General features: G+C 39.5%; 15 protein-coding genes. 12 read left to right on the plus strand and 3 right to left on the minus strand.

What is annotated here, in order from left to right; all coding sequences use genetic code 11:
• The first annotated feature begins 106 nt into the window (after positions 1-106).
• Together HJG58_RS04740 and HJG58_RS04745 are read left to right on the plus strand one after the other, a co-directional pair.
• Entirely contained in the window at positions 107-877 is a 771-nt protein-coding gene (locus tag HJG58_RS04740) for a 3-hydroxyacyl-CoA dehydrogenase (protein WP_170248098.1), read from the plus strand.
• A 19-nt stretch (positions 878-896) separates the two neighbouring features.
• Positions 897-2,033 (plus strand): acyl-CoA dehydrogenase family protein, encoded by a 1,137-nt coding sequence (locus HJG58_RS04745; protein WP_170248099.1) that lies wholly within the window; start codon positions 897-899, stop codon positions 2,031-2,033.
• Positions 2,034-2,123: 90 nt separating this feature from the next.
• On the opposite strand, the gene HJG58_RS04750 is transcribed toward HJG58_RS04745, so the two are convergent.
• The gene (locus HJG58_RS04750) at positions 2,124-2,702 is read right to left on the minus strand and encodes a flavin reductase family protein (RefSeq protein WP_170248100.1); all 579 of its coding nucleotides are present in this window, start codon (positions 2,700-2,702) and stop codon (positions 2,124-2,126) included.
• 170 nt (positions 2,703-2,872) lie between these two features.
• On the opposite strand from HJG58_RS04750, the gene HJG58_RS04755 reads away from it, so the two are divergent.
• The 9 genes from HJG58_RS04755 (at position 2,873) to HJG58_RS04795 (ending at position 13,849) form a co-directional block, all read left to right on the plus strand.
• Positions 2,873-3,649 (plus strand): HesA/MoeB/ThiF family protein, encoded by a 777-nt coding sequence (locus HJG58_RS04755; protein ID WP_170248101.1) that lies wholly within the window; start codon positions 2,873-2,875, stop codon positions 3,647-3,649.
• Positions 3,650-3,707: 58 nt separating this feature from the next.
• Positions 3,708-5,006, plus strand: coding sequence for an ABC1 kinase family protein (locus tag HJG58_RS04760; RefSeq protein ID WP_002119658.1), 1,299 nt, complete (start codon positions 3,708-3,710; stop codon positions 5,004-5,006).
• Between the two features lie 15 nt (positions 5,007-5,021).
• Entirely contained in the window at positions 5,022-5,402 is a 381-nt protein-coding gene (folB, locus tag HJG58_RS04765; RefSeq protein ID WP_170248102.1) for a dihydroneopterin aldolase, read from the plus strand.
• A complete protein-coding gene (locus HJG58_RS04770; protein ID WP_170248103.1) occupies positions 5,359-5,796 on the plus strand; it encodes a 2-amino-4-hydroxy-6-hydroxymethyldihydropteridine diphosphokinase in 438 nt (145 codons plus the stop codon). The genes folB and HJG58_RS04770 overlap by 44 nt, the downstream gene beginning before the upstream one ends.
• A 258-nt stretch (positions 5,797-6,054) precedes the next feature.
• Positions 6,055-7,764 (plus strand): potassium-transporting ATPase subunit KdpA, encoded by a 1,710-nt coding sequence (gene kdpA / locus HJG58_RS04775; RefSeq protein WP_170248104.1) that lies wholly within the window; start codon positions 6,055-6,057, stop codon positions 7,762-7,764.
• An 8-nt stretch (positions 7,765-7,772) separates the two neighbouring features.
• A complete protein-coding gene (gene kdpB, locus HJG58_RS04780) occupies positions 7,773-9,812 on the plus strand; it encodes a potassium-transporting ATPase subunit KdpB (RefSeq protein WP_170248105.1) in 2,040 nt (679 codons plus the stop codon).
• Positions 9,813-9,825: 13 nt separating this feature from the next.
• Positions 9,826-10,428 carry a potassium-transporting ATPase subunit KdpC gene (kdpC, locus tag HJG58_RS04785; protein WP_170248106.1) on the plus strand — a complete coding sequence of 201 codons (603 nt, stop codon included), beginning with the start codon at positions 9,826-9,828 and terminating at the stop codon, positions 10,426-10,428.
• 38 nt (positions 10,429-10,466) lie between these two features.
• Positions 10,467-13,121: a sensor histidine kinase gene (locus HJG58_RS04790; protein WP_170248107.1), complete on the plus strand. Its 2,655-nt coding sequence runs from the start codon at positions 10,467-10,469 to the stop codon at positions 13,119-13,121.
• A gap of 11 nt (positions 13,122-13,132) precedes the next feature.
• Positions 13,133-13,849, plus strand: a complete 717-nt coding sequence (locus tag HJG58_RS04795) for a response regulator (protein ID WP_000625746.1) — start codon at positions 13,133-13,135, stop codon at positions 13,847-13,849.
• A 77-nt stretch (positions 13,850-13,926) separates the two neighbouring features.
• Here the strand turns inward: HJG58_RS04795 and HJG58_RS04800 are convergent, their stop codons facing one another.
• Positions 13,927-15,351, minus strand: a complete 1,425-nt coding sequence (locus HJG58_RS04800) for a glutamine synthetase family protein (protein WP_170248108.1) — start codon at positions 15,349-15,351, stop codon at positions 13,927-13,929.
• Between the two features lie 407 nt (positions 15,352-15,758).
• Between HJG58_RS04800 and HJG58_RS04805 the strand changes: the two genes are divergently transcribed.
• Positions 15,759-16,307 (plus strand): DUF2799 domain-containing protein, encoded by a 549-nt coding sequence (locus HJG58_RS04805; RefSeq protein WP_170248109.1) that lies wholly within the window; start codon positions 15,759-15,761, stop codon positions 16,305-16,307.
• Positions 16,308-16,352: 45 nt separating this feature from the next.
• Here the strand turns inward: HJG58_RS04805 and coq7 are convergent, their stop codons facing one another.
• Positions 16,353-16,988: a 2-polyprenyl-3-methyl-6-methoxy-1,4-benzoquinone monooxygenase gene (gene coq7, locus HJG58_RS04810; RefSeq protein ID WP_170248110.1), complete on the minus strand. Its 636-nt coding sequence runs from the start codon at positions 16,986-16,988 to the stop codon at positions 16,353-16,355.
• Between the last annotated feature and the right edge of the window lies 1 nt (position 16,989).

Genomic DNA, 16,989 nt, shown 5'->3' on the forward strand with positions numbered 1-16,989 from the left:
GATCAAAAGCTGCAAACATTTTGAGGCTTTTTGAAATTGTATCGGAAAACAACAACTTTTACTCTCACTACTAAGTTTAAAGAACATTTCTATAGGACATTACATAATGAAAATTCAAGGGAAACATTTCGTCATTACAGGTGGTGGCTCAGGTTTGGGTGCTGCAACAGCTGAGTATTTAGTCCAGCAAGGTGCTTCGGTTACCTTGGTAGACATGAATATAGAAGCAGGCGAGCAACAAGCGAAACAGTTGGGGCCAAAAGCTGACTTTGTAAGACTTGATGTAACCGATGAAGCTGCTGCTGAACAGTTCTTTAAAGATATGTTGGTCAAACATGGTCATTTGCATGGTTTGGTTAACTGTGCGGGTATTGGCCCTTCTGCAAAAGTGGTTGGTCGTGAAGGCGTACATGATTTGGCATTATTTTCAAGGACTTTAAATATTAATGTTACAGGTACATTTAACATGCTGCGTTTTGCAGCAGATGTAATGAGTAAAAACACGGTTGAAGAAGGTGAAGAAGACCGTGGTGTGATTGTAAACACTGCGTCTGTGGCGGCATTTGACGGCCAAATTGGTCAGGCAGCTTATTCAGCTTCTAAAGGCGCTATTGTGGCGATGACTTTGCCGATTGCTCGTGAGCTAGCGCGACATGCTATTCGTATTATGACCATTGCGCCAGGAATTATGGAAACCCCAATGCTTAAGGGCATGCCACAAAATGTGCAAGATGCTTTGGGACAAATGGTGCCATATCCATCTCGTTTAGGAAAACCAGCAGAATTCGCCCGTTTGGTGGCACATATTGCTGAAAACTCTTACTTAAATGGTGAAGTCATCCGTCTAGATGGTGCAATTCGTATGGCAGCAAAATAATAAAAATAAGGATGCGGAAATGATCTTAAATGCTGAGCAAAGTATGGTTCAGGAGATGATGCGTAACTATGCGCAGAATCAGTTAAAACCAACAGCCGGACATCGCGATAAAACCCATGAGTTTCCTGCTCAGGAATTAAAAGATTTAGGGGCACTAGGTGCTATGGGCATGACCGTTCCAAATGAATGGGGCGGTGCTGGAATGGACTATGTATCTTTGGTGCTTGCAATTGAAGAAATTGCCGCAGGTGATGGTGCTATTTCGACTATCGTAAGTGTTCAAAATTCATTGATTTGCGGTATTACACTGGCGTATGGTTCGGATCAGCAAAAACAAACCTATTTGCCAAAATTTGCATCTGGTGAATGGCTAGGATGTTTTTGTTTAACTGAGCCTCATGTCGGTTCCGATGCGAGCGCAATTCTATGTAAAGCCGAGCGAGATGGCGACCATTGGGTACTCAATGGCGTAAAGCAATTTATTACCAGTGGCAAAAATGCCCAAGTGGCTTTGGTACTTGCGGTTACAGATAAACAGGCTGGCAAAAAAGGCATTTCGTGCTTTCTTGTACCGACCAATACACAAGGTTATTTAGTGACTCGTATTGAAGACAAAATGGGTCAACATGCTTCGGACACCGCAACCATTACTCTCGAAAACTGCCGGATTCCTTTAGAAAATTTGGTGGGTCAAGAAGGTGAAGGTTATAAAATTGCACTTTCTAATTTGGCGGCTGGACGTATTGGTATTGGCGCTCAATCGGTGGGTATGGCAAGAGCGGCTTTTGATGCAGCTGTGCAATATGCAAATGAGCGTAAAGCTTTTGGAGTCGAATTAGTTCAGCATCAGGCGGTTGGTTTCCGGTTAGCCGATATGGCGACCCAGATTGAAGCTGCGCATCAGTTGGTTTTGCATGCTGCAACTTTAAAAGATGCTGGGCTGCCTTGTTTAAAAGAAGCCTCAATGGCAAAGCTATTTGCATCAACTATGGCTGAGCGAGTATGTTCGGATGCGATCCAGATTCATGGTGGTTATGGCTACGTGAGTGATTTCCCTGTAGAGAGAATTTATCGTGATGTTCGTGTAAGCCAGATTTATGAAGGTGCTTCGGATATTCAACGCTTGGTGATTGCTCGCGAAGTGGCTCAAGTTTAAATATTAGATTTTAAAAAAGAGTCACTGGCTGCAAAAAACCGCAATTGTTATGCGGTTTTTTGCAATTAAATGAAACTCACTTTTTAATGATTAAATTTGAGCTTTGACTTCCTCACCAATTAAATAAAAGGTTCCTCCAGCAATATAGTGCAGACTTCGAAGTTCTTTCGGTGCATCTTGAAAATGCCAGTGCCCATCTCTAAAGACACGGCTATCTGCCCATGCACCTACAACAGAACCAATAAATAAATCATGAGCTGATTGATTATGCGGTTCAGAAATAAGTTTACATACAAGCCATGCGACGCAACCTGATACAAGTGGGCTGGTAAGGCCTTCTTGATAGAATAGCTCAACACCGCAATGCTCAAGTTTTTCTGGATCATCCAACTTACTAATGGTACCAAGTTGATGAGTTAGATCGAGCTGTGCATAGCAAGGAACTTGTAGTGTGAAATAGCCACTTTGCTCAACGAGCTGTCGTGTTTTAGTGCTTTTGTCGAGAACAACGGATACTTTGGCTGGCTTGAATTCTAAGGCACATGCCCATGCGGCGGCCATTACATTACGGTCGTCACCATGTTGTGCGGAAACAAGGACAGTTGGACCATGATTTAACAAACGATAAGCTTTTTCTAACTCTACAGGTGCAATATATGATTGGGACATATTTAGCCTAAGTAATACAGAAAATAGATAGCGTTATTGTTGCAGAAAGTGTGAGAGAAGTAATGTGATAGGGTATTAACCGAATAAAAAAAGTTGTTTCCATTTTATAGCTTTCATAATAACGAACTTAATCATAAAATCACTTGGCTTCTAAGTGAAAGGATTAACGCGTGACCGAGCTTCAAGATATCGATTTTGTAGAGTTAAGTGATGAAGAAATGCATCTCTATAGCCGTCAGATTTTACTTGATGGATGGGATATTGAAGCTCAGGAAAAACTCAAACTTGCTAATGTACTGATTGTCGGTGCCGGTGGAATAGGCTGTACCAGTGCGGAATTACTAGCGCGAGCAGGAGTTGGGAAAATTACATTGATTGATGCAGATACGATCGAGATAAGTAATTTACAACGACAAATCGCATTTGGTCATGAAGATATTGGTCGCTACAAGGCAGAGATTTTGGCTAAACGGTTACAGAAAATTAACCCTTATATCTGTGTTGAATACTACAACGAACGTTTAGACGAACATAACATTGATAGACTTATTGAACACCAAGATGTGGTTTTAGATGGCTGCGATAATTTTACAACCCGTTATCTGGTAAATGCAGCTTGTAAGAAACATCAGGTCGCATTAATTAGCGCTTCAGCAATTGGTTTTCAGGCGCAAATGTTTATGGTTGAAGGTGATTCAGCTTGTTATGAATGCCTTTTTCCGAAAGAACAGCATAGCAATGAAGGGCTGCGCTGTGCAGAGTCAGGGGTACTTGCAACCACCCCTGTAATGATAGCGTCATTACAATCACATCACACTTTGCTGTATTTAGGTTTAAATCGTGTACCTTTAAAGCAGAAACTATTATTGTGGGATGGTTTAAATATGACACAACGTATTGTTAGTTTTGATAAAGATGTAAATTGCCCACTTTGTCAGGCAAGCTAATCAGTAAATTAAACAAAATTTGCTACACTCAACCTGAATGATTTGGTTTTGAAGAAATATGAAAAAAAATATTTTGTTTGATGGGCTACGTTCAGTCGCCCGCATTGGTGAAACAGCAGTGGTTGCCGCCAAAGCTGGAATTAAATACGCAACTGAAAAACCAAGTAATGCCAAACTCATGCGAGAGACTTTTGAGTCCCTTGGTTCAACTTATATTAAGCTTGGTCAGTTTATTGCGAGTACGCCATCGCTTTTCCCACGTGAATATGTAGAAGAATTTCAAGGTTGTTTAGACCAGACACCAACACTACCATTTAGTTATATTCAAGGTGTGCTTGCATCTGAGTTTGAAGGACGTGATTTAAGCCAGATTTTTAGCTACATCGATGAAAAGCCATTAGCTTCTGCTTCAATTGCTCAGGTTCATGCAGCTAAGCTGACTACAGGTGAAGATGTGGTTATTAAAGTACAAAAGCCTGGCGTTGAAACCATTTTATATACGGACTTAAGTGTGGTGCATTGGGCTGCCAAGCTGCTTGAACGCGCAGTACCAAAGATCAAATTCGCAGCTCTTTCAGAAATTGTAGATGAAATTAAAAGCCGTATGGTCCGTGAAGTCGATTTCATTGAAGAAGCACAAAACCTAGATGATTTTGTGGAATATCTTAATATTTCACAAAATAAAGCAGCGACAGCGCCTAAAGTTTATCATCAGTTTTCTACGCGCCGTGTCTTAACTATGCAGCGTTTATACGGTGTGTCTTTGACAGATTTTAGTGTCGTAAAACAATATGCTAAAGATCCATCGCAAGTACTGATTACTGCTATGAATACATGGTTTGGTAGTCTCATGTTGTGTAAGAGTTTCCATGCTGACTTACATGCTGGGAACTTAATGTTGCTTGAAGATGGGCGTATTGGTTTTATCGATTTTGGTATCGTGGGACAGTTAAAACCTGAAGTTTGGACTGCATGTATTGCATTTATGGATGCCTTACAAAAAACTGATTATCAGGCAATGGCTGAAAATATGCTGAAAATGGGCATGACACATAACAAAATTGACGTTCAGGTGTTGGCTCAAGATCTAGAGCGTTTGTTTAATGGCGTATTAATGGCCGATCCGCAACAGATCTTGTCTTCAAATCCAGCCGATTTAAATGACATTATGATGGATATGGTAGGTGTAGGCGAGCGCCACGGGATTAAATTCCCACGTGATTTTGCCTTATTATTTAAGCAAATGCTTTATTTCGATCGTTTTATGCGCGTACTCGCACCATATACTGATATTTATGCAGACCAACGTTTGAAAATGGTTCAAAATATGGAACCTGCTTCGTTATTAAAGCACTAAGGTCAGTTTAAATTTATGGATGCCATTATTATTGAAGGCTTGAAAGTTGAGACAGTGATTGGCTGTTTCAACTGGGAAAGACAAATCATTCAACCTTTAATGTTGGATTTAACCATCCATAATGATTTGAGCCGAGCAGCAGAGTCTGACAAGCTTGAGGACACTCTCAACTATGCGCAGATTTGTGAGTTATCGGCTCAAAACATTCAACAAGCTAAACCTGAATTAATCGAGCATGCAGCACATCTGGTTTTACAATGTTTGTTTGAAACCTTTCCATCAATTGAAAAAATTACCATAACCATCCGTAAGCCAGCCATCATTGCAGAAGCAAATGCTGTAGGAATTCGTCTTGAACGCACCAGAAACAATTTTTGCGCTCGCCCTAGCGAGTAATTTAGACGCAGATCAGCACTTTACTTTTGCTTATACGCAATTGGCAACATTGGGGAAAGTGCAGTTTTCATCTGTTTATCAAATTCCATGCCGAGATGGTATTGGAGATGATTATTGGAATTCAGCATGTCTATTAAAAAGCACTTTATCGTGTGACCAAATTGAATCTTTTCTAAAGAAACTTGAGACAGATTCGGGGCGTGTTCGTCCGTCGCATCATATTTCTTTAGATGTAGATTTGATTGCATGGGGAAGTGATCTGGACCATATGCAATTTAATTTTAAAAAGCTACCTTTGGCACTCGATGTAAAAATTCCTTTATATGAACTTTGGCCTTGTGAGACCTTAAAGGCTGATAGCACACTTTATCCAGTCGTTAATTTTAAAGTTTAATGCCTTTCAAACTAGATTTTACGCAAACTTTACGCGGTCTTTGACTTCCTCAATAGAGAATTTACGGGCATTTTATCGATACTGAAATTCACTAAATTAGTGTTATTTCAGGACAATAAAGATGCTTATAAATTCTCAAATGCGCATCTTGCATCAGTCTGGCATTGTCTTATGCGGACTTAAAACAAATGATATTTCTCTATCTCTCCTTATTTCCAGTTTGGCAAATCAAGCCAAGGGGTATAGAGGAGAATAGCCATGTTAGAACTTATACTTGTTTTATTTATTGCTATTTTTCTAGCATGGTGCCTCAGTAAATATCTATCCAAAGTGATGGCGAATGAGCCGATGTGGGGTGATGGATTATTTCGTTGGATTGAAAATCCTGTATACCGCTTATTAGGTGTCTCTCCACAGCAACAAATGAACTGGAAACAATATTCTCTATCATTTGTTGTGAGCTGTATTTTTCTTGCAGTGGCTATTCTTACTATTTTTATGACGCAAGCATGGCTACCATTAAACCCTAACCATGCACCAAATATGAGTTGGGATTTAGCGTTACACACGGTTATTTCATTTTTAACTAATACCAACCAACAGCATTATTCTGGTCAAGCTCAATTATCTTATTTGTCGCAAATGACAGGTATTGTAGGTTTGCAAGTCATTACTCCAATGATGGGGCTGGCTTTGGTTGTTGCAACATTAAGAGCTTTCTTTTATCAGCGTCCAAGCCATATTACGGCCGATGTTGCCGAGCAGCCAGATCAAATTTTAATTGGGAACTATTGGGCAGATGTAATTCGTCCTACAGTTCGCTTTTTGCTTCCACTCTGTTTTGTCTGGTCATTGTTGCTTAACAGCCAAGGCGTGCCAGCAACTTTCCAAGGTGGGCCAGAAGTACAACTTATTGATAAAGCCAATAGCGTTGAAACTCAAAAAATTCCTTTAGGGCCAGTTGCGCCAATGGTAGCGATTAAGCAATTGGGTAGTAATGGTGGCGGTTGGTATGGTCCAAATAGTTCTGTGCCTTTAGAAAATCCAACACCACTTTCTAATTTACTAGAAATGATTGCGATTTTACTTATTCCAATCACAGTCATTTTTATGGTAGGGCATTTTACTCAGCGTAAAAAATTTGCCTACTTTGTGTTTGGCAGCATGCTTTTCATGTCGATTATTTCAGGTGCAGCTGCTGTCTGGTCTGAGAGTATGTCATCGACAGCATCTCAGCTTGCCGTAATGGAAGGTAAAGAACAACGATTTGGACCAGCAGCATCAGCAGTTTGGGCAGCGCTTACTACACAGGTGAATAACGGCTCGGTCAATATGATGCATGATTCTTCTGCGCCGCTTACTGGTTTAGTCGAACTCATCAACATGCTGATTAATGCGATTTGGGGTGGTGTGGGCTGTGGTCTGCAACAGTTCATGATTTATCTGTTACTCGCAGTATTTATTGCTGGTTTAATGACAGGTCGTACCCCTGAGTTGTTTGGGCGCAAGATTGAAGCCGCAGAAATTAAGTTACTCGCGATTATTATCTTGATTCAACCGCTGGTTATTCTTGCCTTTACTGCATTAACCCTCAGCATTCCGAGTCTATCAGGCATCAGCAATCCAGGACCACATGGTATTAGCCAAGTGTTCTACGAATATGTTTCTGCATTTGCCAACAATGGTTCAGGTTTTGAAGGTCTTGGAGACAACACTGTATGGTGGAATGTCACTTGTAGTATCGCTCTACTGTTAGGACGTTTTCCGACCTTAATTTTGCCATTAATGATTGCGACACGTTTAGCAGCAAAAAGAAAAGCACCCGAAACAGCAGGTAGTCTTCAAGTTGAAACGCCAACCTTTGCTTTAACGCTGATTACGATCGTTGTGTTGCTTACCTTATTACAATTTATGCCAGTTCTTGTCCTTGGGCCTATTGCCGATCAACTTTTGTTGGTTAAAGGCTAAGGAGGCGAGTGAAAATGAATATACAAACTCATGTAAATAGCCATAAAAAAACAATGGCAGTACCAAATTTTGAAGTTTGGAAAAATGCATTTGTGAAATTGCTACCACAACATGCAATTAAAAACCCTGTGATGGCAATTGTATGGCTTGGGACAGTGGTTACTGGAATCAGTACCATTTTGGGTTATACCACACTTTTATTTGGTTTGGCAGTAACAGCTATCCTGTTCATTACCATTTTATTTGCTAATTATGCTGAAGCTGTTGCAGAGGCTAGAGGTCGTGGTCAGGCATCTTCATTGCGTGCAGCAAGAGAAAACTTAACTGCTCGAAGACTCAATTCTTTGACCGACCGTCAAGCGACTCAAGTTGCAGCGACCGAACTTCATTTAAATGATTTTATTGAAGTTCATGCAGGTGAGCTTGTTCCAGCCGATGGTGAAATTGTAGAAGGTTTTGCCACCATTAATGAATCGGCTGTTACAGGTGAATCGGCACCCGTATTACGTGAAGCTGGAACTGACCGTTCAGGTGTTATTGGCGGGACTAAAGTTCTTACAGATCGTATTGTTGTGCAAGTGACTGCGGAATCTGGTCAAAGTTTCTTAGACCGTATGATTGCTTTGGTTGAAGGTTCAAATCGCCAGAAAACTCCGAACGAGATTGCACTTGGCTTTTTGTTAATGGTGATGACACTCACGTTTTTAATTGTCGTGATTAGCTTGCCATTTATTGCTAATTATTTGCATGTTGAACTTGATCCGGTGGTGCTCGTAGCGTTATTGGTCTGCCTAATTCCAACAACCATTGGTGGCTTGTTACCTGCGATTGGTATTGCGGGGATGAACCGTGCACTCAAAGCCAATGTTTTGGCAAAATCAGGTAAAGCGGTAGAAGTTGCGGGTGACATTGATGTGCTTTTACTCGATAAAACAGGAACCATTACCTATGGTGACCGTCAAGCGACTTCTTTTTATCCTTTAACTTCGGTAACCGAGTCTGAGTTGAGAGCTGCTGCTTGGGTAAGTTCACTTGCGGATCCAACACCAGAAGGGAAATCGATTGTTAAGTTAGCAAAAGAGCAAGGTCTAAAACAGCAAGAACCTGAGCAAGCCGAATTTATCTCTTTTAGTGCTTCGACTCGAATTTCTGGTGTGAATTTACCGAGTGGTGACCAAATTCGTAAAGGTGCTTTAGATGCAATCTTGAAGTTTGTAGATGAAGATTATTCTCAAGATTTAGAGTTAAAAGCGCGTGTTGAACAAGTTGCTAAAAAAGGTGCAACACCTTTAGTCGTCGCTAATCAACATCATGTGTTGGGTGTGATTGAACTTTCAGATGTGATTAAACACGGCATTAAAGAGCGTTTTGCCCGTTTAAGAGAAATGGGCATCAAAACCGTCATGGTTACAGGTGATAACCCATTAACTGCTGCCGCGATTGCTGCTGAAGCTGGTGTAGATGACTATATTGCTGAAGCAAAACCGGAAGATAAACTGGCCTGTATTCGTACTGAACAACAACAAGGCCGTTTAGTGGCTATGGTTGGTGATGGAACCAATGATGCACCGGCATTAGCGCAAGCAGATATTGGTTTAGCCATGAATTCGGGCACACAAGCTGCAAAAGAAGCTGGCAATATGGTTGATTTAGACTCTGACCCAACCAAACTACTTGCTGTGGTTGAAATTGGTAAACAACAGTTGATTACCCGTGGTGCTTTAACAACGTTTTCTTTAGCAAACGATGTCTCTAAATACTTTGCCATTTTGCCTGCATTGTTCGCTGCTGCGATTCCACAAATGCAAGTATTGAATGTGATGCACTTAGCAAGTCCAAGCAGCGCGATTTTATCTGCATTAATTTTTAACGCGATCATTATCCCGTTATTAATTCCAATTGCTCTTCGAGGTGTGAAATTTAAACCTTCGACTGCAACTCAGTTACTACGTCGGAATATGTTGATTTATGGGGTGGGGGGTGTGGTTCTACCATTCATTGCCATTAAAGCGATTGATGTTGTGATTGTTCAATTATTTGGTTTGTAATCTGGAGTTTGAAATGAAAACTTATATACAAAATTCAGAAGCAAATTGGGGGCAGACCTTAAGAGCATCTTTCGGACTTCTAATTTTTACCTTAGTTGGTTGTGGTGCTTATAGTGCTATCGCTACTGGCGCTGGACAGGTTTTATTCAATAATCAGGCCAATGGTAGTTTGATTGAAATAGATCATAAAGTTTTAGGGTCAAAATTAGTCGCTCAGCCATTTGTTGGAGAGGCTTATTTTCATCCACGTCCTTCAGCAGTCGCTTATGACCCGATGGCTATGGCAGGTACAAATTTAGCTCGTACTAATCCTGAACTGCAGCAACAAATTGATGCTCAGATTCTTGCTGTGAAAAAACAAGATCACACGGGCAATACACCTATTCCAAGTGATTTGGTGACTAAATCTGGTAGTGGTATCGATCCACATATTAGTCCCGAAGCCGCTCAGTTACAGGTGGCTCGAGTGGCTCAAGCGCGCCATTTAGACCCTAAGATTGTGGAAGGGCTATTGCAAAAGCATATTGAACCGATGCAGTTTGGTGTATTAGGACAAGCTCGTGTTAATGTATTAGAGCTCAATATTGCTTTAGATCAATTACAATCTACACATTAACTTAAAAATAAAGTTGTTAGTTTACCGGATGATATCAAGTGCAAAGCAATCGCGAAAATCAGGCTGAAGCCTTATTAAATCATGTCAACAGATATCAAGCCGGTCGACTAACGGTCTTTTTAGGTGCGGCACCTGGTGTCGGAAAAACCTATGCCATGCTTGCCCGCGCCAAAGAGTTATTTCAACAGGGCACAGATGTTGTTGTGGGTATTGTTGAAACCCATGGAAGAATAGAAACTCTAAAAATTTTGGAAGGCTTGCCTCAAATTGCTAGAAAGGAAATGCAATATCAGGGGCATATTTTAGAAGAAATGGACTTGGATGCTATTTTACTTAGGCATCCGCAAATCGTTTTGGTCGATGAGTTGGCTCATCGTAACGTACCGAATAGTCGTCATGAACGACGGTGGCAAGATGTTAATGAGTTGCTAGACGCAGGTATTGATGTATTCACCACTATAAATATTCAACATTTAGAAAGCTTAAATGATGTGGTCTATCAAATTACAGGCATTCGAGTAAATGAAACAGTACCAGATCGGGTATTTGATCGTATTCGAGACATTCGCTTAATAGATTTACCCGTCAGTGAGCTTATTGAAAGGCTCCATCAAGGAAAAGTCTATGTGCCAGAGCAAGCAAATCTGGCATTACAAGGCTTTTTTAGTATTTCAAATTTAACGGCATTACGTGAACTGGCAATGCAATGCGTTGCTGAGCATGTCGATTCAGACTTAAAAGAGAGTTATGCCTCAAAGGGTTTGAAATCTATATCGTTGCGAAATGAATTGATGATTGCGATAGATGGGCAAGGCTCTTCTGAATATTTAGTGCGAGCAGGCTGTCGTTTAGCAGAACGTAATGGTGCTACATGGACTGTAGTGAATGTTGCTAAAAGTTTGGACTTTGGACAGAGTTCAGGAAATTCATATAAAAAAGAATATATTGAAATCGACCGTGCATTTGAGTTGGCTCGACAACTTGGCGGTCGGACCGAAGTTTTATATGGGCCACGAGTTGCTTCGGTGTTAATGGATGCTGCGCTTGATCGAGGAATATCAAATCTGGTTATTGGCAAAAGTATTTCGCCGTGGTGGTTAAAGTTATTTAAGAAAAATTTAGCCCAGCAATTATTAAATCAAGAAAACTCGATTGCTTTAACGATTTTGCACCCAGAACAGGGCACTAAAAAGATAACTCAACTTGAAAAGCCTTCATTTTTATCATTAAAAGAAAGTGTTTTTGTTTTAGCGGTAACATGTGCCAGCATTTTTATAGCTCACTTTGCCGAAGTTCTCTTAGGTATTGAAGACTTTTCTGTCATTTTCATTATTTCAGTTTTAATTGTAGCGACGAAAACTAGAATGCTCGCTGCTGTAGTCGCAGCTTTAATCTGTTTCTTAGCCTATAATTTTTTCTTTATTGCACCACGTTTTACCTTACAAATTTCAGCACACCAAGGCGTGGTCACTGTTGTTGCTTTTTTTGCGGCTGCTTTAATTGCTGGACGGTTGGCCTCTCAATTACGTCAGCAGGTTTTATCCTTAAAAGCTGCAAATGCTTACACTATGGTAATGCAAGACTTAGCACGTAAACTTTCTAGTGCAGTAAATCTTGAAGAAGTTATGCAAACAGGACGAATGACTTTAGAAACCCAACTTCAAACTAAGGTGTGGATTTCTATTCAAGATAGAGTCATTTCATCTGATATAGAGTTAAACGATAAAGAAAAAGTCGCGGCAGATTGGTGCTTAAAACATCAACAACCGTGCGGACGTTTTACCGATACTCTGAGTCAATCCAACTGGTGGTTTTTACCACTTTTAGAACAAAAAAATAGCCTAGGTATTGTAGGAATTTACTTTAATGATGAAGTGGTTTCCTTAAATTTTGAGCAAAAGAAATTGACTGAAAGTGTAATTGAGTACATTGCACAGGCTGTACTTCGAACCCAATTGGTCAATGAACTTGAACAAGCAAAAGTAACCAGTGAAACAGAGCGCTTACGTTCTGCTTTATTATCTTCGGTATCGCATGATTTGCGCTCGCCACTCGCTTCTATTATTGGGGCAGCAGACACACTTGCGAATTTTAAAGCTGATATGTCCGAACAAGACCAGCAAGATTTACTTGAAACAATTCATTTAGAAGGTGAGCGCTTAGACCGTTATATTCAAAACTTGCTTGATATGACACGCTTAGGTCACGAAGGTCTAACTTTAAAAAGAGATTGGATTGGTGTAGATGAATTAATTGGTTCGGCAACCCGCCGGTTAAAGCGTTATAAACCAGATACGCAAGTGGTAATTCAGTTACCTGAGCAACAGATTAGTTTGTATGTCCACCCAGCACTGGTAGAACAAGCTATTTTTAATGTTTTAGAAAATGCTGCAAACTTTTCACCTCCCGATGAGCCAGTCATGATTCGTGCTCAACTTTTGTCAGAAGATGAAGTAAAAATTGAAATTGAAGATAGAGGTGCGGGAATCCCTGAAGACGAAAGACACCGCATTTTCGATATGTTTTATACTATGGAGCGTGGAGACCGTGGAAAATTCGGTACAGGTTTAGGGCTAACAATTGTAAAAGCGATTATTGGTGCTCATATGGGTACAATAGAAGCATTTTCAGGGCGCCAAAATAAAGGTACTTTAATTCAAATCAAATTACCCATTCATCCAGTAAAAGAATAAGTTGTAAATTCATGATAAGTTCAGAAACATCACCTGTAGAAACACGTATTGTGATTATTGATGATGAGCCTCAAATCCGTAAATTTTTAGACATTGCTTTAAGAACTCAAAAATACAAAACCACGCTCTGTGAAACGGGTTACAAAGGCCTAGAGGCATTGGCAACCCAAGGGGCTGATTTGGTTATTTTAGATTTAGGTTTACCCGATTTAGACGGAAAAGAAGTGCTTCAAGAATTACGTAGCTGGTCGAATGTTCCCGTTATTGTGTTATCTGTACGTGCTGATGAATATGAAAAAGTTGCCTTGCTAGACGCAGGTGCAAATGACTACATGACCAAACCTTTTAGTGTGCAAGAGCTTTTGGCGCGCATACGTGTCATTTTAAGAAATCAACCTATTCAGCAAGAAGCCCATGTATATGACGATGGTTATCTCAAGGTTGATGTCATGCAACGATTAGTTTGGATCGAGCAACAGCCAATTACTTTAACTCGAAAAGAGTTTCAACTTTTGACGTTATTAATGCGCTATCAAGGGCAGCTTTTAACACAGCCTCAGCTTTTAAAAGAGCTATGGGGACCCACCCATCAGGAAGATACGCACTATTTACGTATTTTAGTGGGCAAGTTACGCAGTAAACTGGGGGATAACGCAATTCAGCCACGTTATATTGCTACTGAACCAGGTGTTGGGTTACGTTTTTTAGCTAAACAGAAAAATCATTAATTAGATATAAAAAAAACCTTAGGGTATTTCTCCCTAAGGTTTTGCAAAGTGGTTTATAGTTTTTTTGCTCTTTTTATTTATATATCCCAATGTTGTTCTGCTTCAGTCATTTGACTATAAATACTTTGATATTCAGCCTGTTTAACCGTGTACCAATGTTCGACGAAGTCTGCCCCTAAATACCCTTTTAAAATAAGACTTCCTTTAAATATTTTTAAGGCTTCCGGCTGATTGTTGGCTAATAAAATGTGCTCGTCTGGAAACTTTAAAAGATGTGCAGGTTTTGGCAGCGGTAATTTATGAGATAAGCCATAAGATACGCCCGCTAAAATAGTCGCTGTAACCAGATAGGGATTACAGTCCGCTCCAGCAACACGATATTCTAAGCGTTGATTTTGTACATCTGAGCATGGAATTCGGATTGCAACATTTCGGTTGTTAGTATCCCAATTGGCTTCTAATGGCACGTGATGACCAATTTTAAAACGTCTATAAGAATTAATATTAGGCGCTAAAATCGCCATAGATGCAGGCATTAACTCAATTAGGCCACTAATCGCGCTCAATAATTTGACTGAAAGCTCATCTTTTTCTACTTTTGAACTAAATATATTTTCATGGTATTGATTAAGCATGCTCATATGAAAATGCATACCACTACCAGCCTTTGATAAGTTCGGTTTCGCCATGAAACAAGCAGTTAAGTCATGCTTTCTTGCGACTTGTTTTACAATTCTTTTTAAAGCATTAATTTGATCGCATAGCTTCAAAATGTCATGGCTGTGTCGCAGATTTAGTTCATATTGTCCAGGGGATGACTCTGCAACAATAGCTGTAATTTCAATAGATTGTAGTAGGGCAGCTTTTTCAACTTCATCTAGGACTTGTTGATAATTATTTGGCGCATCTATATCAAAACATTGGTTTTCTATACATGTTTCAGACTGATGTTGAGGTGAGAAAAGATAAAACTCTAGCTCGGCAGCCATTACAGGGAAATAATTATTAGCATGTAACTGATTTAATAATTTTTTTAATATATTACGTGGTTCATAGCGACAGTCTGAACCATCTTCTTCTTGCATTGATAGGTAAAGTTGAGCATTTAATTCTGGGGATAAGGCACTGGGTTGCAAGCTCCCTAAAATGGGCAGACAAAGTCTATCTGGTTCACCAATATATTTTCCCAAGCCTGTTTCTTCAATCACTTTTCCATCAAGGCTCATGGCATAAACAGAAAGAGGAAAATAGCATCCATTCGATAGATTTTTCAGACTCTTAACGTCAATACGTTTGCCACGAATATGCCCGTTTAAGTCATGTAGACAAATATCAATGTGCTGAGTGTGTGGATATAAACTTAAATATTCATCAACTTCTTTTAAAAAAAGATCTGATTGGAAAGTACCAGATTGTGTCGGAGGAATAAAATTATCTGATATTTTAAATGCCTTAAAGTGAGGATCTTTTAAGTTTAAATTTGGGTAAATAAGTGTACTCATTATAAAAAACCTTGGTGGTTATTTAGCTAAAATGCTAACGTAGCCTTTGAAGTTAATCTCGTAAAAAAAGAGTAAAATGATGAAAGGTTTTTTCATGGGGTTTATTATTTTTATTTATTAACAATCAATGCCTTGAGTCTAATTTTTATAATCAATTTTTAAAGTAAAATTAGCGTATAAGAGCAGTCAGTGCATTACAAAATTCTATGGATTTCTCTTTTTTAAATTAAACAAAGCTAAAAATTTAAGCTTCTCATTTGGTGAGATGGTCAAACTGCTTTAAACTTAAATGCTTATCCAGTTAAACATTTATTTATAAATCTTGAATTGAGCAAGGCTTATATAGCACATGTACTGGAATTTTATTTTTTGCGTTTTTTTAAATTTTATTTTTGAGTTCTCTTAATATGAAAAATATCGGTTTAGCCATTTTAGCAATCAGCCTTTCAGGTTGCGCTGCAATGAGCGTAGAAGAATGTAAGACTGCGAATTGGTCATTAGTGGGTGAGAAAGATGGTTCAAAGGGGTCTTCGCCACGTTTAGATCAATATTACAAAGCGTGTGGAAAAGCCAATATTGTTCCAGATCAAAAGTCATATGAACGTGGGTATAAAGAGGGCTTAGGGTATTATTGCCAGCCATCAAATATTTTTTATAACGCTTTAGAGGGTAACGGCAATATTAATGTATGCCCAGTTGAGCAGCGTAATCGTTTAAGACCTTATTATCGAGCAGCTTCCGATTACTACAATGCAAAAGCTGAATATGATCGTTATGAAGAGAAGTTTAAGCAATATTCTGACAGTGCTTATAACGAAAAATTAAAGCCAGAAGAGCGTGAACGTTATCGTAAGCTTTTAAGAGAATTACAAATTGATCGTGACCGCATTAACAGAAACTATTGGAACTCAATTCGCGATATCGAACGTTTCAAATATGATCATGGGTTAAAATAATATTTAAAACAGGATTGATCCGAATGTGATCAATCCTTTGTTTTTTTAAAGATAATAACTGGTTTTTGTCATTAACTTTGAAATAGCAGTCATCGTAATTTTTACTGCATATGGTAATTCAACACCGCCTGCTTCAAGTGCAGTATGACGGTGATGCAATTCATCTTCATTCATTTGCTCTAGAATTTTGCGCGAGCGTTCATCTTGTGCTGGTAACTGTTTTAAATGGTCTTGTAAATGAAGGCTGACTTGACGCTCCGTTTCGGCCACAAAACCTAAACTATATTTGTCACCTGCAATACCCGCAAGTGCGCCCATGCCATACGAAAGCCCATACCAAATTGGGTTTAATAAACTGGTATGACTATTTAGCTCTTTTAAACGAACTTCACACCACGCTAAATGATCTTGTTCTTCAATTGCTGCTTGTTGCATTTCTTTGCGTACATTTGGCAATTTCGCTGTTAATGCTTGTCCATGATAAAGGGCTTGTGCACATACTTCACCACTGTGGTTAACACGCATTAAACCTGCGACATGGCGAGCATCTTCCACACCAAGTTTTGTTTCTACTGTTTCAGCTGGATTTTGACGCTGTGCTGCTGTTGCACCCGGAACAAGACTACGCAATGCCTGATCAAATGAGTTAATAAGTTGATCAATTCCAGTATAGTGGCGCATA

The organism is Acinetobacter geminorum, from assembly GCF_013009345.1.
Classification (GTDB): domain Bacteria; phylum Pseudomonadota; class Gammaproteobacteria; order Pseudomonadales; family Moraxellaceae; genus Acinetobacter; species Acinetobacter geminorum.

Excerpts from the sequence above, each read along its gene's own strand:
- HJG58_RS04745 (WP_170248099.1), top strand. The coding sequence starts at position 897 with ATGATCTTAAATGCTGAGCAAAGTATGGTTCAGGAGATGATGCGTAAC.
- kdpC (WP_170248106.1), top strand. The coding sequence starts at position 9,826 with ATGAAAACTTATATACAAAATTCAGAAGCAAATTGGGGGCAGACCTTA.
- HJG58_RS04800 (WP_170248108.1), bottom strand. The coding sequence starts at position 15,351 with ATGAGTACACTTATTTACCCAAATTTAAACTTAAAAGATCCTCACTTT.
- HJG58_RS04805 (WP_170248109.1), top strand. The coding sequence starts at position 15,759 with ATGAAAAATATCGGTTTAGCCATTTTAGCAATCAGCCTTTCAGGTTGC.
- HJG58_RS04750 (WP_170248100.1), bottom strand. The coding sequence starts at position 2,702 with ATGTCCCAATCATATATTGCACCTGTAGAGTTAGAAAAAGCTTATCGT.
- kdpA (WP_170248104.1), top strand. The coding sequence starts at position 6,055 with ATGTTAGAACTTATACTTGTTTTATTTATTGCTATTTTTCTAGCATGG.
- HJG58_RS04760 (WP_002119658.1), top strand. The coding sequence starts at position 3,708 with ATGAAAAAAAATATTTTGTTTGATGGGCTACGTTCAGTCGCCCGCATT.
- coq7 (WP_170248110.1), bottom strand. The coding sequence starts at position 16,988 with ATGCGCCACTATACTGGAATTGATCAACTTATTAACTCATTTGATCAG.
- HJG58_RS04740 (WP_170248098.1), top strand. The coding sequence starts at position 107 with ATGAAAATTCAAGGGAAACATTTCGTCATTACAGGTGGTGGCTCAGGT.
- folB (WP_170248102.1), top strand. The coding sequence starts at position 5,022 with ATGGATGCCATTATTATTGAAGGCTTGAAAGTTGAGACAGTGATTGGC.
- HJG58_RS04795 (WP_000625746.1), top strand. The coding sequence starts at position 13,133 with ATGATAAGTTCAGAAACATCACCTGTAGAAACACGTATTGTGATTATT.